General features: G+C 44.3%; 19 protein-coding genes and 1 other RNA gene. 6 read left to right on the forward strand and 14 right to left on the reverse strand.

The window, feature by feature from the left end; translation table 11 throughout:
- Positions 1-183 precede the first annotated feature (183 nt).
- Together NB463_RS14530 and NB463_RS14535 are read left to right on the forward strand one after the other, a co-directional pair.
- Complete coding sequence (locus NB463_RS14530; protein WP_005390610.1) at positions 184-2,175, forward strand: methyl-accepting chemotaxis protein; 1,992 nt, start codon at positions 184-186, stop codon at positions 2,173-2,175.
- Positions 2,176-2,338: 163 nt separating this feature from the next.
- A complete protein-coding gene (locus tag NB463_RS14535) occupies positions 2,339-3,499 on the forward strand; it encodes a DUF1887 family protein (protein ID WP_005390608.1) in 1,161 nt (386 codons plus the stop codon).
- A 156-nt stretch (positions 3,500-3,655) separates the two neighbouring features.
- Here the strand turns inward: NB463_RS14535 and udp are convergent, their stop codons facing one another.
- From udp to NB463_RS14570, 7 genes are all read right to left on the reverse strand, one after another.
- Complete coding sequence (gene udp, locus NB463_RS14540) at positions 3,656-4,414, reverse strand: uridine phosphorylase (RefSeq protein WP_012842006.1); 759 nt, start codon at positions 4,412-4,414, stop codon at positions 3,656-3,658.
- Positions 4,415-4,719: 305 nt separating this feature from the next.
- A complete protein-coding gene (locus NB463_RS14545; protein ID WP_258430973.1) occupies positions 4,720-7,026 on the reverse strand; it encodes a zinc/cadmium/mercury/lead-transporting ATPase in 2,307 nt (768 codons plus the stop codon).
- 178 nt (positions 7,027-7,204) lie between these two features.
- Positions 7,205-7,624: a CBS domain-containing protein gene (locus tag NB463_RS14550; protein ID WP_005390603.1), complete on the reverse strand. Its 420-nt coding sequence runs from the start codon at positions 7,622-7,624 to the stop codon at positions 7,205-7,207.
- A 248-nt stretch (positions 7,625-7,872) separates the two neighbouring features.
- Positions 7,873-8,607 (reverse strand): RNA methyltransferase, encoded by a 735-nt coding sequence (locus tag NB463_RS14555; RefSeq protein ID WP_005390601.1) that lies wholly within the window; start codon positions 8,605-8,607, stop codon positions 7,873-7,875.
- Between the two features lie 208 nt (positions 8,608-8,815).
- An RNA gene (gene ffs / locus NB463_RS14560) (signal recognition particle sRNA small type) lies at positions 8,816-8,912 on the reverse strand.
- Positions 8,913-9,049: 137 nt separating this feature from the next.
- Positions 9,050-11,053, reverse strand: a complete 2,004-nt coding sequence (locus tag NB463_RS14565; protein WP_258430972.1) for a GGDEF domain-containing protein — start codon at positions 11,051-11,053, stop codon at positions 9,050-9,052.
- Positions 11,054-11,205: 152 nt separating this feature from the next.
- On the reverse strand, positions 11,206-11,949 hold the full coding sequence (locus tag NB463_RS14570; protein WP_046874702.1) for a hypothetical protein: 744 nt from the start codon (positions 11,947-11,949) through the stop codon (positions 11,206-11,208).
- A 257-nt stretch (positions 11,950-12,206) separates the two neighbouring features.
- On the opposite strand from NB463_RS14570, the gene NB463_RS14575 reads away from it, so the two are divergent.
- Positions 12,207-12,509: a DNA base-flipping protein gene (locus tag NB463_RS14575; RefSeq protein ID WP_134646971.1), complete on the forward strand. Its 303-nt coding sequence runs from the start codon at positions 12,207-12,209 to the stop codon at positions 12,507-12,509.
- Between the two features lie 30 nt (positions 12,510-12,539).
- On the opposite strand, the gene NB463_RS14580 is transcribed toward NB463_RS14575, so the two are convergent.
- The gene (locus NB463_RS14580; RefSeq protein WP_012842007.1) at positions 12,540-12,974 is read right to left on the reverse strand and encodes a YbaY family lipoprotein; all 435 of its coding nucleotides are present in this window, start codon (positions 12,972-12,974) and stop codon (positions 12,540-12,542) included.
- Between the two features lie 240 nt (positions 12,975-13,214).
- Here NB463_RS14580 and tesB point away from each other — a divergent pair, with 240 nt between their 5' ends.
- Complete coding sequence (tesB, locus tag NB463_RS14585) at positions 13,215-14,075, forward strand: acyl-CoA thioesterase II (protein WP_182019025.1); 861 nt, start codon at positions 13,215-13,217, stop codon at positions 14,073-14,075.
- A gap of 64 nt (positions 14,076-14,139) precedes the next feature.
- Here tesB and NB463_RS14590 read toward each other — a convergent pair whose 3' ends face one another.
- Positions 14,140-17,175, reverse strand: coding sequence for a cadherin repeat domain-containing protein (locus tag NB463_RS14590; RefSeq protein WP_258430971.1), 3,036 nt, complete (start codon positions 17,173-17,175; stop codon positions 14,140-14,142).
- Between the two features lie 461 nt (positions 17,176-17,636).
- Positions 17,637-18,101: an Lrp/AsnC family transcriptional regulator gene (locus tag NB463_RS14595; RefSeq protein ID WP_053807138.1), complete on the reverse strand. Its 465-nt coding sequence runs from the start codon at positions 18,099-18,101 to the stop codon at positions 17,637-17,639.
- Between the two features lie 138 nt (positions 18,102-18,239).
- Between NB463_RS14595 and NB463_RS14600 the strand changes: the two genes are divergently transcribed.
- Positions 18,240-19,334: a PLP-dependent cysteine synthase family protein gene (locus NB463_RS14600; RefSeq protein WP_053807137.1), complete on the forward strand. Its 1,095-nt coding sequence runs from the start codon at positions 18,240-18,242 to the stop codon at positions 19,332-19,334.
- A gap of 63 nt (positions 19,335-19,397) precedes the next feature.
- Here the strand turns inward: NB463_RS14600 and NB463_RS14605 are convergent, their stop codons facing one another.
- Positions 19,398-19,715, reverse strand: coding sequence for a DUF1244 domain-containing protein (locus NB463_RS14605; RefSeq protein WP_005390574.1), 318 nt, complete (start codon positions 19,713-19,715; stop codon positions 19,398-19,400).
- A 213-nt stretch (positions 19,716-19,928) separates the two neighbouring features.
- Between NB463_RS14605 and NB463_RS14610 the strand changes: the two genes are divergently transcribed.
- Positions 19,929-20,504, forward strand: a complete 576-nt coding sequence (locus NB463_RS14610) for a porin family protein (protein WP_053807136.1) — start codon at positions 19,929-19,931, stop codon at positions 20,502-20,504.
- A gap of 90 nt (positions 20,505-20,594) precedes the next feature.
- On the opposite strand, the gene NB463_RS14615 is transcribed toward NB463_RS14610, so the two are convergent.
- The 3 genes from NB463_RS14615 to NB463_RS14625 form a co-directional block, all read right to left on the reverse strand.
- Positions 20,595-20,792 (reverse strand): type II secretion system protein, encoded by a 198-nt coding sequence (locus tag NB463_RS14615; RefSeq protein ID WP_005390570.1) that lies wholly within the window; start codon positions 20,790-20,792, stop codon positions 20,595-20,597.
- A 222-nt stretch (positions 20,793-21,014) separates the two neighbouring features.
- Positions 21,015-24,128, reverse strand: a complete 3,114-nt coding sequence (gene vmeF, locus NB463_RS14620) for a multidrug efflux RND transporter permease subunit VmeF (protein WP_258430602.1) — start codon at positions 24,126-24,128, stop codon at positions 21,015-21,017.
- Complete coding sequence (locus NB463_RS14625) at positions 24,128-25,237, reverse strand: efflux RND transporter periplasmic adaptor subunit (protein WP_258430603.1); 1,110 nt, start codon at positions 25,235-25,237, stop codon at positions 24,128-24,130. Before NB463_RS14625 ends, vmeF begins: the two co-directional genes overlap by 1 nt.
- Between the last annotated feature and the right edge of the window lie 361 nt (positions 25,238-25,598).

Genomic DNA, 25,598 nt, shown 5'->3' on the forward strand with positions numbered 1-25,598 from the left:
AACATTATTAATCAAACGCTAATTAACGAAGCTTTTTTTGTCGTGTGCGTCATAAAATGCGCGTCACAAACTCAATACAATCCAATGAATTTTGTTACTTTTTTAAGACAATTATTATTTTTATACCCAAGTAAGCTCAAAATTCTTGGGTAGCTTGTCTATTTTGGGAGAGGAAGCTCACTTATGCGAGGTTCAGTTATTAAAAGGATGTATGCGGGCTTTGCTCTGATCATCATCCTATTTGCCGTCACAATTGCCATTATGATGGGAGGAATGAGTGATATTCACGGGAAGTTTGGCACCGTGTCTAAATCATCCCTACCTCTGGTATCGTTATCTAACCAAACCAGTGTTGAACTGCTTTCTGCCGACAAATCGTTTAAAGATTTTCTGACGACAGAGAATAAACAACGCATGGATGAAATGCGTCAGGAATTTGCTAGATCTCAACAACGTTTCGAATCCACTTTGGCTCAACTGGAAACTGCAAGCCAAATCTACCCCTCTCTTGCCGAACCGTTTTCACAATTAAAAACGTTAGAGCAGAGCTATTTTACTGAAGCTCTTGAAGCCATGGACAACTACGAAGCAATGTTCGCTGCGCAAGAAAAAGTGCAAAAATCGTCACGTCGCTTCCAAAAGCTGAATACCGAGTTGTCGGTCGGCCTTAAAGAATATGTGGCAGATCAAACCAGCATTTCTGTCAAAGTCATGGCGAAGAGTTACTTCATTAAGCTAAAAGATGCCGAAGTTATAACCTCTGATGCCCTCGCCAGCTCTGATCCTGAGTTTGTTACGCAAGCCGTGACCAAAAACCGCAAAGCAGTGACTCATTTGAACTATGCTTTCCGTGGTTTAGTTACTCAATTACCTGAACTAAAAACAGCGTTTGGTGAGTCGGTAGAACAATTCACACGCGACGTGGGAATGCGTGGAGGTGTCTTAGACCAGCACAATAATTACCTCAATGCTCGTGCAGCGCTATACAACAACATCGCCAACCTAGCGAATAAAGTTGATTCAACGATGGCGATTCTTGAGCAATTTACGACAACCGCAACGGATAAACTTAATGAATCGTTAGCAGACGCTGGTGACATTTATTCTGCGGGTGTGACGAAAGCCATCATCATTGGCGTTGTCGTCGTGCTACTTGCCACAGCGATTGGCTACCACATCGCGCATAGCGTTCGCGAGCCATTGACTCGTATTCTAAAAGTGCTTGAAAGCCTGACTGAAGGTGACATGACACAACGTATCGATATTCGCTATAACAACGAGTTCAGCCGAGTGAGTGGACACATTAACTCACTAGCCGACAGTCTTCACGAGATCTTAGTGAAACTCAACGAAGCGTCAGAGAACCTATCTTCGACCGCAGCAACAAACGAAAGCACGTCTTCGCAAGCGCAAAGCAAATTAAGTTCACAACGCGAGCAAACAGCAAACGTTGCGACCGCAATGACGGAAATGTCTCACTCAGTGCAAGAAGTCGCTCAAAGTGCACAAGGCTCACTAGAAATGGTGCAGCGTGTCGAATCTGCCTCTGAAGAAGGCAGAAATGTCATGAGCAGCAATATCTCGACCATAAATCAACTGGAAACGCGTTTGAACGAATCCGTTTCCGCTGTCTCTGAACTGCAAAAAATGAGTGGTCAAATTGGTTCTATCCTCGATGTGATTCGCAACATTGCTGAACAAACTAACCTACTGGCATTGAATGCAGCAATTGAAGCGGCTCGCGCTGGCGAGCAAGGTCGCGGCTTTGCGGTAGTGGCCGATGAGGTGCGTGTGCTTGCATCCAGAACCACTCAATCCACCACTGAAATTGAATCGATGATCAGTAATCTGCAATCCAGCTCTCAGTCAGCAAATCAAGTGATACAAAGCTGCATGAGCGATATGGAGATGTCTGTTGAGCAAGCATCAAAAGCGAACAGCTCAATGGAAGAGATTCAAGCGCTAATCATCGAAATCAGCCAAATGAGTACGCATATTTCGCAAGCGGCAGCAGAGCAAAGTGAAACCTCAGCAGACATTGCACGCAGTATTGAAGATATCAATAGTATCGCCGATGAAAGCTTCCAAGCTATGTCGAGCATCGCACAGACCAGTGAATCCCTGACTCACTTGGCTCATCAGCAGAATGAATTGGTTCACCGCTTTAAGTTATAAATAATTTATAAATTTGAGCATTAATTAGTGCAATCAACTGTATAAGGGCGACTTTTTGTTAAGTCGCCCTTGTTTTTTATCAGCCATGTCTACATATGATTAATATGGCCAGCTCATCCCCTTGCACATCTCTTTTCGAGCGGCCTCATAAAAAGGAAAATCTATGGCTGTTCATGTTGGTATTATCGACCAAGACCCAGTGAGATTGGTCACTCCTCTATTAGATAATCGTACGCTAAGCACACATATCGTCTTCATCGGAGACAAGAGCCAGTTAGATATATTTGACCGACTGAGTGCCGTTTTAGAGCAACGAGACATTACTTCCGAATTTTTTGAAATCCCATCCGCCGTCAATACTTCGCTGATCAAACAAGCGATTCAAAAACTGGCAAAAGATCTCCATGAGCGCGGCGAAGATGTGAAATTGAACGCCAGTTGCGGTCTTCGTCATCGCTTATTGTCTGTGTACGAGGTTTTCCGTACCTATCGCTGGCCAATTTTTGTGGTTGAGCCAAGTAGCGATAAGCTTTGCTGGTTATACCCAGATGGCAAAGAAGATACTCAAGTCGAAGACCACATTACGATTGCTGACTACCTCACTATCTTCGGCGCACGCGGCGAGTTCCACCACGTTGATTTACCTCCTCTTCTTGATAAAAAACTGTATGAACTTGGTGAACGCTGGGCCTCAAATGCGCTTGAACTTGGTCCAGGCTTAGCGACTCTTAACTACCTTGCAACCACATGCCGCAAAGAGCAAAAACTTGATGTGGAGCTTTCTGAAAAGCAACAAGGCTACCGTGAGCTCAACATGCTGCTTTCGGACTTAGTGGAAGCGCAAATCGCCACTTATGAGAATGGCGTTCTAACGTTTGCTGATGAAGATGCACGCCGCTTTTCAAACGGTGAATGGTTAGAGACTCTGGTACACAGCACAGTCAAGCAAATTCAAGATACGATGCCGACGATTCAAGATCGCTCTTTGAATGTTCAGGTTTATCGCAAACTTGGTGAAAGTGAAGTACGCAATGAGTTGGATGTTGCAACAGTGGTAAACAACAAGCTCCACATCATTGAGTGTAAAACCAAAGGCATGCGAGATGACGGCGATGACACCTTGTACAAGCTAGAATCCCTCAGAGATCTGCTAGGTGGTTTACAAGCACGTGCCATGCTGGTGAGCTTCCGACCGCTTCGTCACAATGACATTACTCGTGCAGAAGATTTGGGGCTAGCTCTGATTGGCCCTGATGAGCTTAAAGACTTAAGAACGCACCTAACGGCTTGGTTTAAAGACGCAGGTGGCTCGGACGAGATCTAACATCAGCGATAAAAGCTAGAATTCAAAATGATCAAAAGCAGCGTTACAGGCTGCTTTTTTCATACCTGATTTTTAAGTGTGGGTTTAGATAGGTAGAAAAAAACCAGAGGCGTGCCTCTGGTTTTTCCGTTTGTTTAAAATGCCAATTATCGCGGCTTACAGCATTTTACGCGCTGCTTCTACTACCACCTTAATTGAACGAGCTTCCGTCTCTTTCAGAGTTGAATGATCTGGAATCTCTTTTTGTGTACGGTTGATGATTACACCCGCTACACAACCTGCTTTTAGACCAGAGCTCGCACACATTGTTAGCAATGTTGCAGACTCCATCTCAAAGTTAAGTACGCCCATGTCTTGCCATTCTTGCATAGAACCTTGGAAACGCTTCACAACGCGACCAGAGAACGTGTCGTAGCGCTCTTGACCTGGGTAGAACGTATCACTTGAAGCTGTCACACCCATGTGAACCGCAGCGCCAGACTCTTCTACTGCCGCTTTCATTGCAGTTGCTACTTCAAAGTCAGCAACTGCTGGGAATTCCATTGGCGCAAAGTGCAGGCTCGCACCGTCAAGGCGAACTGACCCCGTAGTTACGATCATGTCACCTACGTTTACATGCGGTTGAATTGCGCCAGTTGTACCAACACGTAGGAAAGTACGAACACCAAGCTGCGCGAGTTCCTCAACTGCGATAGAGGTAGAAGGGCCACCAATACCTGTAGAACAAACCACAACAGGTTTACCGTCTAATTCGGCACGGTATAGCGTGTATTCACGGTGACTTGCTAGAAATACTGGGTTTTCCATTTGTTCTGCGATTTTTTGAACGCGCGCTGGATCACCAGGAATGATGGCTAGAGTCGCACCATTAAGATCAGCTTCAGTAACACCTAAATGAAATACAGCTTGAGACATAAGTCGCTCCTTATTGTGGCTTATTTTATGAACAATAAGCTCATTAATCAGTTATTGGGTACAAATGCACTGTAGCGAACCTTTCACCAACATAGAGTGATCATAATCACAATGAGAAAATGTAATGAAACTATAATTTCACCCAAAACAAGCAGTGATCACACTTTTAGAGGGTTTGGCTCATTTTGTTGCATAGCGATGCGTGATTTCAAAAACAAACTAGACATCTTATTGAATTTCGTCAACACGGTTAAAAAAGCCCGAGACACGAATGCCTCGGGCTTTTTATTAGCTAGTTAGGTAGGTCACTTGGCCTGCTTGGACTCAAAACGGAGCAATCTCAACGCATTTAACGTAACCAGTGCAGTTGCGCCGCTGTCAGCTAATACTGCCACCCATAGACCCGTAATGCCCAATAAACTTGTCACCAAGAAAACGCCTTTCAAACCAAGCGCTAACGCAACATTCTGACGAATATTACTTAACGTCGCACGCGATAGTTCTATCATGGCAGGTAACTCAATCAGACGATTGTGCGTTAATGCCGCGTCGGCCGTTTCCAGCGCAACATCCGTACCGCCTCCCATCGCAATACCGATACTCGAAGCTTTCATCGCTGGCGCATCATTAATACCGTCTCCCACCATTGCAACGGTGTGTTGCTGTGATAGTTTCTCGACGTAATGCACTTTATCTGCTGGTAATAAGCTTGCTTTATAATCCAAGCCTATTCTGGTCGCCATTGCTTCAGCACTTCTCGGGTTGTCACCGGTTAGCATCACCGACGTTATCCCAAGCTCCTTCAACGTAGCGATAGCTTCTTGGGCATCTGGGCGCAATGTATCTTGCCATGCAATCACGCCAATGACCTCGTAATCGTAACGCACAATAACAACCGTTTTACCTTGTTGTTCCAACGTCACCACTCGCTCTTCGGTTTCTTGAGAAAGCGGAAAATCGGCCTTAGAAGGCGTGACTACTTGGACTATTTTCCCATCGACGTAACCTGTGACACCAGAGCCCACTTGCGCGGTTTTATCTAGCGCTTCAGGAATAGTAAGCCCCTGCTGTTGCACTTTATTAACTAAAGAAACCGCGAGAGGATGGCTTGAGCCAACTTCGATTGAGGCTGTCAGGCTAAGTAACTTGTCTTCATCTACATCAAAAGCAAAGACGTCGGTCACCTGCGGCTTACCTTGCGTCAATGTACCGGTTTTATCAAATGCGACGGACTCCACCTTACCAAGCAACTCAAGCGCCGCGCCACCTTTGATTAATGCCCCCCGCTTCGCCGCAGCCGCCAAGCCAGAAGTAATTGCTGCGGGCGTTGAAATAACCAACGCACACGGACAGGCGATCAGTAACAGGGCAAGTCCTCGATAAATCCACGTTTCCCACGGTTGAGCAAACAACAGTGGTGGCGTGACGATAACCATCAAGGACACCAACATCATCAGCGGCGTATACCAACGGCTGAATTTATCCAGAAAACGTTCTAATGGTGCCTTACGAGATTCTGCTTCTTCAATCAAATGGAGAATTCGGTCAATCGCATTCTCGCCTTGACGAGAAGCCACCTGTAAACGAACGACTTTATCGACAACCACAGCCCCGGCCATCACTTTGCCACCCGTTTGGTGCTCAACGGGAACGGATTCTCCCGTTAACGCGCTTTCGTCAAAACTTGCAAGCGCATCTTGCAACACACCATCCGCTGGCAAACGACCACCGGGTGCAACTTCTATAATATCCCCAGGCTTAAGCTGAGCTGCAGGCACCTCTTTACGCTCACCATCAACAATTAAAATTGAATTTTCTGGGACTAAGTCCATTAGCGCTTGGACACCACTTCGAGCGCGAGATGATGCATATGCTTCTAACTTTTCACCAATAAGGAAAAGCAATAACACCATTGCCGCTTCAGCGGTTTCACCTAAATATAAAGCGCCGAGCGCTGCCACACTCATTAACGTTTCAATCGCAAAAGGCGTACCGCTACGCGCCAACTTGAACGCTTTGAGCGCAATTGGGTATAAACCCAGTAAGCAGGTCAACGTGAATAACCAAGTGCTTATTTGAGGGTCGATCTTAGAAATTATTGCCGCGACAACCATCGCACTAGCAATAGAGAGAATTTGAATGTTTTCTTTTACTACCCCACGCCAGCCTTTCGTTGCGGTATTTGGTTTTGGAGCATCGATTGAAGAAAGCGGAAAACCTGTTTGTTGGGCTGTATGCTCTATCGTAGAGGTCAGCTCGCGATCGTTAAAATCGACAACAAGTTTTTCTGTTGCAAATAAGACTTTTGCTTGGTTAACACCTTCCAAAGACGTAATAGCCTTCTCAAGCTTTTGTGCACATGAAGGGCAATCCATACCTGACACAAGCCACGAGTTTCGAATTGAGGAATCATTCTCCCTTGAGGGCTCTTCTTCCTCACCTGGGTCGGCGCTACAACTCCCTCCGCTGCAGCATGAACTTTCAGACACTTCTACGCCAGCTTGAGAAATGTTGAGTGAAGATTTTACTGGTGCGCAGCACGACTCGCTCGCGCCAAGCGGCACCGCAGTTTTGATTTTGCTAGATTGGCAACCTTGATGTTTCGTACACATAATTTATTTTCCTTATTGGTGTAGGCTCTTTGCCTATGACTAAGGATAAACCTTAGAGCTAGCTCCAAGGTCAAGGTGATTTTTTAAAAACTCGTCGATTGAAAATAAAAAAGACGCCGAAGCGTCTTTCCAAATGACTTATTTAAAATCAAGCACCTATGATATTTGATCAAAAAGGTTAAACTGGATGCTTAAAACACTCATTTAAAGTCATCCCGATGGCGCGCAGCACATCTCGCCTAGTGATAACGCCAACCAACTTACCTTTACCGTCAACCACTGGATACATTTTTGGCTTACCAATCTTCATCATGTCAGCCAACTCAATCACTGACATGTCTGGAGAAACAGATAAAACATCGTCATGCATACACTCTTGAACGGTATGCGTGTCTTGGCAGTGATAACTCGCTTTCACCAATTTATCTAACAAGTCTTGTTCTGATAAGAATCCAACTACCTTTTCATTCTCATCAATGACGGGGCCACCTAATGTGACGCTTTGCATGACTTTATTCAAAGCAGCCGAAAGTGACATATCTTTAGTGAAGGTCACCGCTTGCAACGTCATGTAATCTTTTACTTTTAATGAATGCATTCTTATCTCCTTAAGGGCATTTTATTGCGGCCTTTAGATAAGTGTCGCCTAATTTCCTGAATTTACTAAATGGAAATGAGTAATTTTATTTATAGGTGCAGCCTATTGATCTGAATCAAAATTAAGTCATCATCGGCATTCACTGTTGTTTAATTGAGTACAACTTGCAAATGGGCTCATTTTTAACAGGTGGTAAATACAACAAAGCCAGTCAAATTGACTGGCTTCATTATTGGCGCATAGTTACATTAACAATGATGTCGACGCATATTGTCTAAAATAATACCGGTTGCCATTGCGACATTCAGCGACTCAGCACCACCAAATGCCGGAATCGTGATCTTATTTGTCACGAGCTTCGCAGCTTCTTCACGTACGCCGTGGGACTCGCTGCCCATCAACAAAATACCTTCAGCAGCGAATTCCGTTTTATGAACGCTCTCCCCTTCCAGAAACGCGCCATAAACTGGCAAATTGGCTTCTTCTAAGTAACTTGGCAAATCAACCAGACTCACTTGTACGCGGCCAAAACTGCCCATGGTCGCGCTGATCGTTTTAGGGTTATACGGATCAGCACAATCTGTACTCGCAATAATGTGCTTGATGCCATACCAGTCTGCGACACGAATAATCGTTCCTAGATTACCTGGGTCAGATACACCATCTAGCGCAATCATCAAGCCTTTTGCTTGAGGCACTTTTACACTCGGGATTTCAACCACTGCAATGGCCGCGTTATTGCTCACGAGAGTGCTCGCTTTGGTCAGGTCGTCAAGCGATGCTTCAATGCAATCAAAACCACTTAGCGCACTAGCGTTTTGTTCGAGAAATGCCTCGGTTGCGAAGACATGCTTCACCTTTAATGAACTGCTTGCCAGCTCTAAAACGTTCTTTTCACCCTGAACTAGGAATAAGCCATGCGCTTTACGCTGTTTCTTTTGACCTAAAGCACGAAGCAGTTTTAATTGGTTTTTTGAAATCATTAAAGTATCCCAGGTGAAAATGGTTATTCGGCGAATGTACTCGAAACAATCTTCACGACAGTTCGGTATCAAGCGCGTGAGATTATAAATTATACCTAAATAACCTCAAGAAACTTGATTCATCAGAAGACTTTGAAGAGCAAACGCAGTAAAAGAGGGTTCAAAAACGAAAAAAGCCCTGCGATATACGCAGGGCTTTTAAAGGGTGGGACCCCAGCCACATCCCGGCACACAAGTCACCCGCTGCGGCTGCTTCCTTCCGGACCTGACCGAGTTCACGAGCTATTGTTGCGAGAGGACCAGAGCCCCATAATTCTTTTCGAGAGGACTTGCCTCAATCGATGGGGCGATTATTCAGTATCAGCCCTCATAATGCAAGAGCAAAAACCTTGAATTTCGTCATTTCATTACCGTTTGGACAAAACTCGATCAATTCATTCCTCTATGATTGAGCCACGTAACGATGCGAAGAAGGATAGCGGCGTGTTGACTGCTTACTTGAATACATATCTTCATCAGCTAAATGCATGGCTTGCTCTAAGCTCATGTGCTGTTCTCTTTTTGCAGAGACACCGATAGAGATACCCACAGACTCTAACTCACTACACAGTTTGCCTTTTACATCAATTCTGCTGAGCTCTTTCATTGCCCTATTTAATTCTGCTTGAGTCGGGTAGCCCAACAAGATGAACTCATCTCCCCCTATCCGGTAACTTTTCCCTGACCATACATAATGAATTTTTAGCGCCAATAATTGCAACACCTCATCACCAGCACGGTGACCGTACGTATCATTGATTCGTTTGAAGTGGTTAATATCTAAGTAAAGTATGGATAGCTCTTTGTTTACGCCTTTTCGATGTTTTACTTGCAACGCGCGGCGATTTCTTAACCCCGTTAAATTGTCGGTATTCGATTGACGGTAAAGATAGAGCGAAACGCAAATCGCAAACAACAATACAAAGACAAACACAGCCTGTGTTTGCGTCGCCAGCCGAACCTCATATTCAAGCGCGGTACGCCAATCTGGGCGCAGGTCGTACTGGGCAATGATCTTATCAACTTCCAACATCGCTATCGCTCGACTGAAAAAAGGAGCAAGCATGGCACCTTTCTCGTTCGCCACCAATCCAACAGAAAGTTGTGACTGGTAAAACTCACCAATCGCCGTGTCCTGCTCTATCGGAACCAACTCGCTCAGACGTAAAAAGTGGTTAAGCATCGCGGTATCCATCGGAATGTAATCGACCTCTTCATTTAATAAACCCTGAATGAGTTCTTGTTGGGTACGATAACGTTTCAGCTCTTTTAGCGGTAAAAGTTGCGTCATCATTTGATCGAAAAAGTCGTCCTCAACCACACCAATCCGCTCAGAGATCAACTGTGACACATGAGAGTAAGTGTTCGGCTTGTAACCTAAACGCTTGACCATAACGGATGCTGGTGAGTAATGGGGCTTGGGAAAGTAACTAAATTCATGTCGCTCGCGGCTGACCGTTAACGGAGCTAAAATTTCAAAACTCCCCTGCATAAACTCATGATACATGGAACCCCAACTTTCATTTGGCTCACTAATGATCACGCAGTTTAATGCCAAGATCTCACAGCTTCTCAGGACGACATCTGCCGTCATCCCTTCGATACTGCCGTCTTCATTGTAAACAACATATGGAAAGATAGATTCGAGCTTGATCCGTATAGGCTCACTAAAATCGAGAGGTAATAAGCGAATAGATTCTCGCAATGCCGCTCGCCTTAGTTCAAATTGATACTGGGAGATCTCTTCACGAAGTTGCTTTTGCACTCCTTCCCCATGAATAAACGTAGCGAACGTATCCAACTCTTCGAGATGATGATCTTTTTTACTGATGATCGATACTGGCTTTATCGAAATCTGATCATTCAACATCTTAGCGTCAAAGCCCTCCAGCAGCATCGGCTTAAGCTGATTGATGGCATCGACTACGCCTTCAACAACGCCTGATCTCAGTAACGTCACCGCTTGCTCATGACCTTGATAAGAGACCTGTTTTAGCTCCGGGTAGTATTGTTTAAGTAATTCGATATAAACCGTATCTTTAGGGACGCCAACTCGTGAAATGTCACTCAGCGTCGAGTCTTTTAATCCAAAAAGGTAGGTATATTCGATATTAGTTGGACGGGAGTAACTAAAGCGTTGAGCACGCTCTTCTGTGTAAGTGATATTCGCAGCAAAGTCCGCTTCCCCATTCGCGACGGAATTTAGAATGGCATCAAAGCTGGAATAGTTCACATATTGAACGGTAAAGCCGAACTCTTTCGATGCAGCATTAAAAAGAACACGGGTGACGACATCATCCGCTTCTGTCGCAACTTTATAATGAGCAATTAAAGGTGATTCAGCTTTTACATTCAAACTCAGTAGGCAACAAGTAAAAAGCAACAGTGTTCGAGCAAAGGTAGTCATGACAAACTTATCTTAAATCAACCACTTATATTGTGGTTATTATTATTGGAAGTTTAGTAAATATGAAATGAAGAACATATACTAATCTTCATTTTGTTCCACAACCAATTCGATAGTCTGCCGCACGTGTCACTTTTTACCTGACGAAATACTCATAATTCTGCCTGTTCATCGCTGCTACGTAAGATATAGTCCGTCATCCAAGCCGTTCCTAACAAACAGATCCAAACAACAAAAACAGGGTTTGGTACATCTGTAGTCGGACTTACCACTAAGGCAGCAAAGCCAACGGTCGGTAATGTCCAGCACAATAGTTTACTCCAACGAATGGAGTGTTTAAGCTTCGCGAGGGTTTCCATTGAAGCCAGCATTCCTGTCACGCTCAATGCCACAAGAACGGCATATGGCAAGCCAGCAATCCATAATGGGAACAACAACAGCATCGGCCACCAGCTGTGCTTATTGGATGGGGTCCAATGTACAGCAGACCACCACATCGCCATGACCGCGACAGTTTGAACCACTGTAACCCAAGCGGATCCATCTAGCTTCCCACCTTGTTGCGTGACCATAATACCGACTTGTAGAGTAAGTACGATTAGGCCTGCGGTGAGCAGGACGCCCAACGAACTTCTACGAGAGAACACTACCATTAAAAGTGGGAAAAGGATCAAAATACCAATCGATAGCGCAATTGGCTGCATTGAGAGCGTAGCGCCAAAAGCCATCATTGCGCCCAGCAACACCAAGCCTGCAAACCCACCTTGTGGCAAGATCCACAACGCCGGGATCATGAGTGCAAGAACGGGAATATCTCCCTCGCTCAAACTCATCGCTCGAACGCACACCACTGCGAGCAAAGTCGTAATGAAAAATTGAAGTGTCGATAAAATCATAGCGCCTCCTGGCTTCCCCACCTACTTGGTAACTCAACGGCAAAAACTGGGATTAAAAGTCGTTGAGAGGGTCTAGATTCAAGCTTAGCTTGTGTTTGTTTTATGCTTTTTAACGCTCATTAACATACAGCATGACTGAAGAGAAAATGTGATCAACAAAAGTCAATCGCGGGCAATATAAACGTTAAGAACCGTTAGCAATATACAAGTCCGATGGTTTACCATTCCTTAGTAATCCACAATAGACACTTTTGAGTATGGACCAATTTTTAGCGCAAATCTTTGCTGTAATTCACCAAATTCCAAAAGGAAAAGTCTCCACCTACGGGGAAATCGCAAAAATGGCAGGTTACCCGGGCTACGCAAGACATGTTGGTAAGGCGCTTGGTAATTTGCCAGAGGACAGCAAACTCCCGTGGTTTAGAGTGATAAATAGTCAAGGAAAAATATCCTTAAAAGGCAGTGATTTAGAACGACAAACAAAGAAATTAGAAGCCGAAGGAATTGAAGTATCTGAGATTGGAAAAATTTCGCTAAGAAAATACAAATGGCAGCCTTAGGCTGCCATTTTTTGTTAGCTGAGTTTGATATTAACGCGTGCCAACTAGACGAATATCCAACTGGTGAGTTTGTGCTTCATCTGTGATTACACCGTTATGTGTATCGCTGATAAAACGCAATTTACCATCCACTTCAATACGCGCACGGACGCTGTAACGATGGTTTGGTTTGATTTCATTGTTATCGTAGTTCAGCTCAAAAGAAAGAGGAACTTGTTTACCTTCCGTTTCGAATGTCTGCTTTGCTAGTACTTTTGCTGGCGCATCAGCCAAAGACACATCTTCTAACGCAACGGTAACCACTGCGTTTGGCGGCAGAGCAATACGCTCACGGTAAGCCACTGTACCTGTAATCGTCTTCATTGACGCCTCTGCAGATTCCATTTCTGTATTTTGAGAAGTTTGGCAACCCACTAACGCAGCTCCAAAGAGTAAAGAAGTAACAAGCAGTAGTGTTTTTTTCATATCTTCCTCGAAAAGAGTATTAAACCGGAGCAATTATAGGTGTGGAATACAAAACTGTCTGCTTCCTGTCAGTTTATTTGACAATAGTTTGACTGAGTTAGAATTTATCAAACAATTGATTTTGTTTCATAATCGGAACAATACTATTTCTAAGTTACTCAATGGTTCTTAACTATGGCACTTCACAAGAGTGAGACTGTTGAGGTAAGTTGGAGTGAAAGACAACGGTGAGGAGACACAATGAGTAAACCATTACGAGAATTGCTCAGCCTACTACAACTCGAAAAATTAGAAGAAGGCTTGTTTCGTGGCCAAAGTGAAAACCTAGGTTTGCCTCAAGTGTATGGTGGCCAAGTGATTGGGCAAGCGCTTTCTGCTGCGCGCTACACCGTTGAAGAAACACGAGCGGTGCACTCCTTCCATAGCTATTTTTTGTACCCAGGTGATCCAGAAAAGCCCATTATTTATGATGTAGAAAACCTAAGGGATGGCCGCAGCTTCAGCACCAGACGCGTTAAGGCGATTCAAAATGGACGCCCTATTTTCTACCTAACGGCGTCTTACCATGGCGATCAACCTGGGTTTGATCATCAAAAGGAAATGCCAGACATCCCTGGCCCAGAAAACTTCGCCTCTGAGAGTGAGCTTGCTAGCCATATAGCCGAATTCATGCCAGAGCGACTACGCAAAACATTTTGTGGTGAAAAGCCAATTGAAACCCGTCCTGTTACGGTCATCAACCCCCTAAAACCCAAAAAAGCAGAGCCTAAACAGTATCTTTGGATTCGTGCCAATGGTGAAATGCCAGAGAACCTGCTTATACATCAGTACCTGTTGGCCTACGCATCAGATTGGGGATTCCTCGTGACAGCAATGCACCCACATGAAGTGTCATTAATGACGCCAAACTTCCAAGTTGCCACCATTGACCATTCAATCTGGTTCCACCGTCCGTTCAAAATGGATGAATGGCTGTTGTACGCGATAGAAAGCCCAACAGCGAGTAACACTCGTGGGTTAGTGCGTGGCGAAATCTATAACCAGCAAGGTCATTTAGTGGCAACCGCAGTGCAAGAAGGTGTAATGCGCTATACCAAGTAACCACTAAACCCTAAACGACAAAAGGAGTGCTCAGCACTCCTTTTTTGTGGGTATCAAACGATAATTAATTTGGTTGATACTTCATAGTAATGACCGACCATTCGTAAAGTGAGTTCGGGTAACCGTATTCGCCTTTCCCGTAAACGCCATTTGGGTCAGCATAGAATCCACCTTTATCCGTTGCTAAAAATTCACGTACCCCATGACGGTAAGTAATGACTGGTGCTGCCAACTCATACTCTATGTCTTCCAAATTAGAATCATCAATCACTAAGAACCGAGTCATACGGATAGTGCTACCGCTGGTGCAATACCCTGGATCATCATAACCAATTGCATTAAAAGGCTTAAGGTCATCAGCAAATAGCTCTGATGTACATCCATCGAATCGAGCAACATGCACCCATGCTGCCTTTTCTTGTCTTCGGTCATCGCTACCAACTGGCTTAAACATAAATAGCACAACCTTACCTTTACCGTGTTTTTGCAGCTCGTCATCCGTCGGTTCACGTACCGAACGCGAACCTAAGATGCCAAATTCACTCTCTTCTAAATTGGCAAACTGTGGGGCACTAAGCGTGCTCACAATGACGGTTTGTTCGCTATTAAGTTGTGTGTATTTATTTGCAAAACCCGACTCTGCCAAATCGACACTAACCGTGACTTTTGTTCTTGGTAACGCTTTGTAATCTCGCGATTCACTCTCAGAGATCTCTAGCGCAATAGAATGGTATTGAGAGTAATTTATTAGCGTCAACTCAGCATTCGCATTGTCTAACGTGGCAAGATCTTTGCTCACAGTATCGCCAAATGCGTAAGTACGAGTACCGACCGTTCTACCGAAATCTAAGTCAATTGCCTTGAAAGGCGTAAACTCAACGGTTTGAAGTTTCGTGGTAAGACCAGGATGATCCGCTTTATTAATGGTGCCGTTAACCAATACGGTTTTAGTTGTGTAGTTACGTGCAGTTAGCGTCACTTCTAATTGGTACTCGCCTGCGTGCAAAATCTTCAAACGCCCCGTCTCAGAAGAGACTAACTCAACCACAGGATCTTTTTGGTTAATAAGACGATAGCTGGCTTTCGCCTCTCCTCCACTCATCACTGGTGAGATAATAGTACCCGCTGAAAAGTCTACCGTTGGATAAGCAATCGATACAGGGTTTGTGCCTTGTTTAATCGTGACCGAGAAACTACTTTCACCCGGATCCACTTTGTCGTCCCCCGCATCCGAAACAATAATTTTTGTGCTACCCGCGTTGAGAATTTGCATGGCACCCGTTTGGCTGTTTAAGGAAACCACATCCGTTGCTGCGTTGTCTTCAAATCGGTAAGTAACTTCCCCAACCGTACCAGAGATTTTCGGCGCAACAAATGTTTGACCAACCTTCCAAACCTCTTCCACATCGGATTGAACTTCAATTCGACTCGGAGCACTCAGAATTGTAACGTCGACTTTTTGATCAGGACCAACGGTGTAATTCGCGCTCTCCTGTCTACGCACCGTTAACGTCGCTTTACCCGCTTTATACACATGGAGAAGCCCTTCACTGAAACCACCGACAACATCTGGTGCGGTGTTATCTACAATCTCAATTTGCTCGTTAGCGCTCAAACCAAAATCACGGTGAAGATTAAAACTGTATTTATTACTGTATACAACGTCATAATCGTGCGTTGCCATCGGTTGACCTTCAGCCTTTGCAACTTTGATGACAACATCAAATTGAATAGGTTGGTAGAACTCCCCACCGTCGTCTTCAAACTTAAGGTGGTATTCACCCGCCGTCTCTACCTCCAAATTGTCATCAGTCATTCGTAAGCCATTAGGTAAGCTGCTAACTAGAGTTACGTTACCTTTTTGCCCTTTAAACGCCAAAGGGATTGAAAGATTTGGTTGATAGGTAAGCGGCATTTCAATGTCGTTCATCACTGGGTGAGGCGCGCGATTGACTTCAACATTAAAGCGAGCTTTACTTGCAGGATAATTACGCATTTCATGCTCGTAGATTTCAACTTCAGCCGTACCTACACCTTTGATCAGCAATGCTTCACTGCTCATAGATTTAGCGATAACATCTGTGCCGCTAATAATTCGCAGTGAATAGTCGCCGCGAGCGTTCGTCACCTTAGGGAAAATTCGGCCACCTTCCTCATAAGTTTTCACAACATCCGCTACGCTGATTGCTTCGCGTTGACCTTGTTTTACATCCACAACAAATTGCGCCGTTTGCTGCTTATCTAAAAAAGCATCGCTGTAAGTTGCTATCGCTTCAACGGTTAGCTGCCCGACATTATGAACAAGGAGCACACCTGACTCCGGGTTGAGTAACTCGGCAACTTTGTTGTCTGGTTCGCTGCGAATGATTTTGTATGTGATGCTTTGCGTTTGAGCTTTATCTAAACGTGCAGGTTCTAACGTCAGCCCTTTTCTATATTCGTCTTCCAGCAAGGCGAATTGAAGTTGCCCGGATGCTACTCCATGAAGCTTCACCGTTGCGCGAACTTGCTTCGGCAGATAAAGCTCGTTACCTGAGTCAGTAATCAGTACCGACGCCTGACCAATTGAGCCTAATGAATATACCGAACCGTTCTCATCAACCCGAATCAAGTTATGACCACTTTCTACTTCATAACTCAATTCACCTTTTTGGCCACGAACGGTCAGCGCTTTCCCTTCAGATTCGATTGCATTGAAGTTTAGATCACTAACCGAAAGGTCTGTGTTAATACCTCGTTCCACAGTGATAGAAAATCGTGCTTCAGAGGATTCATAAGCAGAACTGTTATCCGTAGCCAGAATTGTTGCCGTTCCTGGACGCAAAATTTGTAGCATTCCAGAGTCATTAATTTTCACAACATTTAGCGGATTAGAGTCAATGACTTGATAAGACACCGAACCATGTACATTGCTCAATTTTGCCTCTGTAACGGTTCCCACGCCCTCAAACTTCAATACCGTGTCTTCAGCTTTTAACTGTGGACGGCTCTGCTTTGTTATCGTAGTTGGTGTGTTTGTATTGTTCGTTTTAGAGTCACCTCCACCACCACAACCAGCGAGTAAAGCCGCGAGAAAAAGCAAATAATATTTTCTGTTCATTTTTAGAAACACTTTGTCACAAATAAGTGCTAGCGATAATAATACGATGTTTTATTAATCACTATATCCATTTTTGAGTACTTTATTACTTAAGTATTTGCTACTGTATTACGCATAAAAATAAATGTTCAGAAGTGGTGACTAAAATACACAAAACAACGCAAAGCAAACGTTTAAATTGAACCAACTAATTAATTTAGTAAGAATGAATATTCAATAAAAATAAAACACGAAAAATAAAGAGAAAAAATTGCGTTATTTTTTCATGCGTTTTGCTGTATTAGCGCTTGATGGAGGATAAAAAACAAACAGTTAATGTGGAAATAGAAGAGAGAATAAATATCGTTTATATTTATTCCAACCCAGTAAAAAGTTACGTAGTTAGAATAACCCTGCTACCTGTTAACATTTAAAATGCTAACAGATAGAGTAACCATTAAATCAAATTCGTATAAAGCTATTTAGTTGAGAAGTGGTAACTCAGTCGTATATTTAATGGATTCCATAGCAAATGTTGAAGTCACATTAGACAGTCCCTTTACACTATTAACTAAGCGCTTATAAAACTCGTCAAAACACTTCATATCTTTGACTAGCACTTTCATCATGTAGTCATACTCGCCGGCCATACGATAAAACTCCATCACCTCAGGGAAATCACTCACTGTTGTAACAAAGTGGTGATACCAATCTTCGGAGTGATCGATGGTTTTTAGCTGAACAAAAGCGATAAAAGACAGGTCGAGTTTTTCTGCACTCAGTAACGCCACGCGCTTTTCGATGTAGCCTTCTTCTTCCAACCTTTTCAAACGCTTCCAACATGGCGTTGTTGTCAGATTTACCTGCTCTGCTAACTCATTTAATGACAAGGTGCTGTCGGTTTGTAACAACGCAAGCAGCTGCTTATCGACTCGATCCAAAATCATCCTACAAAACCCACAAAGTGTAGAAAACTTTTCTATCAAAACATCTATTACCAGCAACTATAGCAAAGTTTTTCTCTCATATTATAGGTAAATTATTCCCATCTAATGCTTATCTATCGATTTCCAAGGAGAGACGCCATGTGTACTGACCACAACTGGATCAACAATGCAGTGCGTAAAATTGAAGCAGACTTTCAACGTTCTGCTGATACTCATTTATTTAAACTTGAACTGCCTTCTCTTGATGGTATCGATATCTACCTAAAAGATGAGAGCACGCATCCAACAGGCTCTCTGAAACACCGATTGGCACGCTCGTTGTTTCTTTATGCGATTTGTAACGGATGGATTGGTCCTGAAACCACAGTGATTGAAGCGTCCTCAGGCAGCACTGCCGTTTCAGAAGCGTATTTTGCTCGCTTGCTTGGCTTACCGTTCATTGCTGTTATGCCGAAAACCACCGCACGTAAAAAGATTGAACAAATTGAGTTTTACGGTGGTAAAGCGCATCTTGTAGAGCGCTCAGATCAGATTTATGACGAGTCTCGACGCTTGGCTCAAGAGTTAAATGGTCACTACATGGATCAGTTTACTTATGCTGAACGTGCGACTGACTGGCGCGGCAACAACAACATTGCGAACTCTATCTTTAGCCAAATGGAACTAGAAGATCACCCAATTCCTAATTGGGTAGTAATGAGCCCAGGAACTGGTGGTACATCCGCAACCATTGGCCGTTTTATTCGTTACCAAAAATACGACACCAAACTTTGTGTCGTAGACCCTGAAAACTCGGTGTTTTACGACGCTTTCCAGTCAGGTAATCACTCATTAAAAGGTGAGGCCGGCAGCAAAATTGAAGGCATCGGTCGACCACGTGTCGAGCCAAGCTTTATTGCAGGTGTTATTGACGAGATGCGCAAAATTCCAGACGCTGCCAGTGTGGCAACTGCACATTGGGTTTCTCAACTGATTGGGCGTAAAGTCGGTGCATCAACAGGGACGAACCTCTACGGTGTGCTTCAACTGGCCTGCGAAATGAAACAACGCGGTGAAACAGGCTCTATCGTGACACTTTTATGTGACTCTGGTGAGCGTTACTTAGATACGTATTACGACTTAGCATGGGTAAAAGAGAACATCGGTGATATTCAACCTTACCTCGCGCAACTTGAAGTCATTCAAGCGAAAGGCTGTGTCGAACCTGCATGTTGCGGTCCAATTACCGCTTAATATGTAAATTCGAATGTAAAAAACAGCCCGCTGATGTGCGGGCTGTTTTTTTGGAAATGAGTATTACTTTTTCTGACGCGCTTCAAACGCCGCCAATTGTTCTGGCGTTGCCGCTGGCTGATGATTTTGTTTCCATTCATCGTAAGTCATGCCGTAAACACGTTCGCGAGCGTCATCAATATCTAAATCCACACCGAGATTTTCCGCTTCAGCTTTGTACCATTTGCTAAAGCAGTTGCGACAGAAGCCCGCAAGAATCATGAGGTCGATGTTCTGCACGTCTTTATTCGCGTCTAAATGCGCCAATAAACGACGAAATGTCGCCGCGTCTAACTTATCTTGTTCTTCTTGAGTCAGATTTTTATATTTGAATTCAGCCACTTTCCTTTCCTTCTCTCTTATTTGATTGACGTTAGTCACCATACCGAATAGTAAGTTCTCCAGCCTAGGAAGTCTGCTTTAGCGCAACAATTCCCAGTCTAAATGACTACCTTTGCGCAAAAGCTGATATGATAAACGCCATCTATCTTATTGATTAAATTAATATTAACACAACTCATTACAACGGTCTTTTACAAAGGTTATCGTCAAGTTATGAAAAACGCCATTCTATTATTGTCTGCCTTGACCATCAGTGTGCCGACTTTTGCTGCTCAAGAACAAACTCATCAATCTTATTTTTATCTGGGTACTGGTAACGTCGGTTTTGATACGCCCTATTTTGGCTCAGACAGAGACAATGAGTGGTCCACACCACATATCACTGTTGGTTGGGGCTATCATGTTAATCAATACCTTGCGTTTGAAGGTGTGCTTCGCTACTCCCAAAACGAACTTAAAAACGACACACTGAAAACAGATTTGGATTTGCACTATTACCAAGCGGGTATGTCAGCAGTATTGACCAGTGATAACCTTGGCGATACACCACTTTCTTTGTTCGGCCGCGTGACCGCGTTAGGGACTCAGGCAGAAATGTACGTTCCAAACGAACAAAAAGTCACAGATGATTCAGGAGCACTATTCAATATCGGTGCTGGTGTCCATTGGGATATGAGCAAAGACATCTGGTTGCGCGCAGAGTACATCTATAATGTCGCAGATATGGGCTTTGAAGATTTTTACGACAGCTACGAAGGTGTGCAAGTTAGCTTAGGGAAACGCTTCTAACATTAGATAGCACCAAGTTACCAGAATTGAAATACAAACAAGCCGAGGTTTTTACCTCGGCTTGTTTTACAATCTACGGTGTGTCATCAGTTACTGAGCGGAGAACTTTTCTGTTGTCTCTTGATTCACATGGCTACTTGGTTGACCGGCATCGAGAGAGTGTAAAATACCATCTTGACGATCTTTTAGTGCATTCGTTAACGTCGGAAGTGCAGTGGTCGCTAACAACGCCATAACACCCGCAACTAAGACCATTTCTACCATGTAACTACCACGTACTTTTTTCAAGAGAACACCTCAAATAATAATAGGTATATGCTGCTTTCCCGGCATGAAACCTAACAAGACCCGACATTCAGTCAATACGATGAGCGAGTCCTGTGCCCCTCGAAGAAGTGGCGAAATAATAAACAAAAATAATCATTAGATCTATAAGTAATCACTCTCAATATAAAAAAACACCGAACAAAAGTTGTTCGGTGTTTTCAATCAAAGCTTTACGTACAGCGGCTAAGGATGAGCAATACGGCCTTTTGTATCGTGGCTGAGTGCTTTGTTCAATTCTGCTTCTACATGACCTGGCGCCTGTGTTTTCGCCGAAATCAATCGATACATAGCCGGGATGACAAATAAGGTCACCAATGTTGCAAATCCCATCCCGAAAAAGATCACGGTACCCACAGCAATACGACTCTCATAACCTGCCCCTGTCGAAACGATCAGCGGGATGGCACCAGCAAGCGTGGTAAATGCTGTCATCAAGATCGGGCGTAGACGTCGCGCAGCTGCATCAATAACCGCTTTTTCGAATTCAACACCGCGATCTCGCAACTGGTTGGCAAACTCAACAATCAAAATGCCGTTTTTCGTCACCATGCCGATCAACATGATCATGCCAATCTGGCTGTAAATGTTCATGCCTTGCCCCATCACAACCAAGCCAAGGAAGCCACCAAATACGCCCATCGGCACCGTAAACATCACAACTAACGGGTTCACGAAGCTTTCAAACTGAGCCGCCAACACGAGATACGCCACAAGCAATGCCAACGCAAACACAACAGCAACACTCGCTTGGTTCTCTTTAAAGTCTTTTGACTCACCAGAATAACTCACCGAGATGTCGCCTGGTAAATTGTCTATCGCTTGTTGATCAAGGTAATTCAGCGCGTCTCCTAATGTGTAGCCTTCTGTCAAGTTGGCTGTAATAGTGATGGATTTCTGTTTGTTGTAGTGAGATAGACGAATAGAAGCTGCCACTTCTTCAATTTTAGTGACCGCGTCTAACGTCACTAACTGCCCACTATTAGTTCGCAGATAAATCTGGCTTAAATCCGCTGCATTATTAAAGCTGTTTTCATCACCACGAAGATACACATCATACTCTTCGCCACGCTCAACATAAGTCGTTTCACTTTTACCACCAAGCATGATTTCTAGCGTATCAGAAATGTCTTTGACACTGACCCCTAGTTCTGCGGCACGCTGTCTGTCGACCGTAACCAATAGCTCTGGCGTTTTCTCTGAGTAATCGATCTCAGCGCCTTCCATCATTGGCGATTCTTCTGCTTTGTTTTTCAACATTTCAGCCCAGACGAGAAGTTCATCGTAATCAGAGCCACCTAATACAAACTGAACAGGCTCACTCGAACCACCTTGGAAACCAGGCATGAATGGGAACACTCGAACATCAGGTATGCCAGCCAGTGCGCCACGCACTTTGTTAAGCGCTTCCTGAGCTGTTACATCTCGCTCGTTCCAGTCTTCTAGAATCATGATAACAAAGCCGGTTTGATCGCCTGCCTGTCCACCAAATGCAGGCGTTTGGATACTAAACGACTTCAGATACCCTTGCCCAAGTAATGGCATCAATCGGTCTTCAACAATGTCCATATTGGCTGACATACGATTGTATGACGTAGCATCAGCCCCGCGTACAAACGCAAACATCACGCCGCGATCTTCTTGAGGGGTCAACTGGGCTGGCACTTGGTTCATCAAGAAGTAACTGCCGCCCAAACACGCCAAAATCACCAGCGGTGCAGCCCAACGCATTTTCAATGCGCCTTTCAATAATGAGCGGTAACCACTCTCAAGTTTACTAAATAGGCGATCGACCACTTGATTAAATCGATTTGGTTTTACATTCGCCTTCAAAATCTGACTACCCAATACAGGAGTTAATGTTAGGGCGATCAAAGACGAGAAAATTACTGACATCGCCAACAAGACAGAAAACTCAGTAAATAGCAGACCTACCATGCCATCCATAAAAGAAATCGGCAGGAATACCATCACCAGCACTAGCGTTGTCGCGATAACGGCAAAGCCTACTTCCCGCGTACCTTTATAAGCCGCAAGCAAAGGCGATTCACCACGTTCGATATGGTGGAAGATGTTTTCAACAACCACAATCGCGTCATCCACTACCAAGCCGATAGACAGGATCAGCGCCATCAAGGTGATTAAGTTGATAGAAAAGCCAAAGTAATAAGCGGCAATGAACGAAGAAATCAGCGATACCGGAACCGTAACAGCTGGGATCAAGGTTGCACGAGCTTGACCAATGAAGATGTACAACACCAAAATAACCAAACCACCCGTAATAAATAGCGTGCTATATACCTCTTCTATCGAGCGCTCGATAAACACCGTCGCATCGTAGTCGATAGCAAGCCGCGTCCCTTCCGGCAAGAACTTCTGGATGTTATCAACTTCAGCTCGAACTAATTTTGCTACTTCTAACGGGTTCGCATCAGACTGAGGAACTACCCCCAAACTAACATTGACGACGCCATCGCTTTTAAAGGTCGAGTTTTCGTTTTCTGCACCGATAAAAACATCAGCGACATCTTTCAAATAGATAGGCGTGTTGTCGCTTGCCCTTTTAATCACGAGGTACTGAAAATCTTCCGGCGTGTTATAGCTGCGCGCTGTCCGTACCGACATGACTGTCGAGTCATTACGAACTTCACCACCCGGACTTTCTAAGTTTTCACTTCGCAGTGCCGATGTAATGTCCGAAGCCGTGACTGAGCGCCCCGCCATCAGCTCTGGCTTAAGCTTCACGTACATCACCTTGTACAAACCACCAGAGAGATCAATGGAGCTCACCCCAGAGATCAAGCTAAAGCGATCCATCAGTACACGTTCTGCATAATCCGTCAATTGAGTGCGGTCCATCTCTGCAGAGCTGAGGTTAATATAGAGGGAGGCCTGACCTGAACCGTTATTCTTGTAGACAATTGGATCGTCCGCTTCATCAGGTAGCGAACGTTGAGCGCGAGCCACCGCGTCGCGAACATCACTAACACCCGTATTGAGATCGTAACCGAGCTCAAAAGTGATCGTGATACGCGAACTGCTGTTTCGCGTCGTCGAACTGATCTCATCTATTCCGCTGATACCTGAAAGCTGATCTTCTAATACAGAAGTAATTTGACTCTCGATGATCGTCGCGGAAGCGCCCTCGTAACGCGTACTAATAGAAACGACCGGACTTTCAATGTCCGGCATTTCTCGCACCGCTAGTTTCGTAAAGGATACAAAACCAAATACACACAGCAGCATACTCAATACCAACGCTGCGACTGGGCGTTTTACAGAAACGTCAGAAAGTAACATTAGTTTGCTTCCTTAGCCGCTTCGTCTTGCGTGCTTTGAACACCTTGATTACCAGTTGCGTTAACTGTTTCTGACTTTCCTGGTGCGACAATTTCCTTAACTTCAACACCATCTCGCATATTAACGATGCCCTGTACAACAATTTTGTCGCCAACTTCAACGCCTGATTCAATAACGACTTCGTTATCGACACGAGCACCGAGAATGACTTCTTGTCGAGTCGCTTTATTGTTGTCATCGATGACGTATACGTAACGCTTGGTGCCAGAGTATTCTAGTGCTTGAACCGGGATAATTGGCGCTTCAATCGCTGGGAAGGCCAATGATGCATTCATTAACATGCCCGGTTTTAAGCGGTTTTCAGGGTTCTCAAACTCAATACGCACACGCAGGTTCAGCGTTTCTGAGCTAATCCGCGTATCAATGCCTGTGACTTGACCAGTAAACGTCTGTTCACCCCATGCACTGGTTTTGGCAATGACTTCCACACCAATAGAAAGCATCGATAAATAGCGCTCCGGTACCTGTAAATCAAGCTCCATGACGGAAAGGTCATCCAAGGTCAACAGCTCTGTACCCGCGCTAACCATTTTACCGCGACTAAAATCGATGAAACCAACAGTGCCAGAGAATGGAGCCGTAATATGAAGATCGGCCAAATTTGCTTGAGCGGCGTCCAGCCTTGCTTGTGCAATTTCAACGCTTGCTTTTTGTGCGTCGATCTCAGTTTGGGTGATAGCATTTCGCTTAACCAAACGTTGAAACTCTTTTAGCTTACGTTGTTCATCTTTAAGGTACGCCTTTGCCTCAATCAAAGCGGCTTGAGCCTTATCATCATCCAACTTGATTAACAGCTGACCTTGTTGGACATTTTGATTCGCTTTAACAGCGATTTGATTCACTTTGCCGGCGACTTCCGATGCAACAACCACAGACTCCGCCGCTTCTAATTTACCGATAAGCGATAAGGATTGATTGATCTCGTGCGTTTCTACTTGCTCAGTTACGACGGTAACTGCTGAGCCTCGCATAGCTGCGAAAGCTGATGGAGAACTCATTAATATAGAAAGCGTTAAAACAGATAACGATAACGTGGCTTTCATGCTCATGATATTGACTTCTAAACGAATAAACTTATGTCATTAAACTGCTTACATTTTATCAGTAGATACGTGGTTTAACGTCAAGTAGTGTAAATTCAAGTAAAAAGAGCGTTTCTCTTCTGTTCAAAGGACACACAAAACGCTGACTTTCTACCATCTTTGCCCAAAAAGACAGCATTCAACGTAAAAACGCAAGAAAAACGCTTTACAGCCTGAGCGAGTTTGCTATGATTCGCTCCGCACTTGGGAGATGAGTTGGGAAAACATCTTACTAAGTATAAAAATCCTCTGGAGGGGTTCCCGAGTGGCCAAAGGGAGCAGACTGTAAATCTGCCGGCACTGCCTTCGATGGTTCGAATCCGTCCCC

It is taken from the genome of Vibrio sp. RM-41-2B, assembly GCF_024744415.1.
Classification (GTDB): domain Bacteria; phylum Pseudomonadota; class Gammaproteobacteria; order Enterobacterales; family Vibrionaceae; genus Vibrio; species Vibrio diabolicus.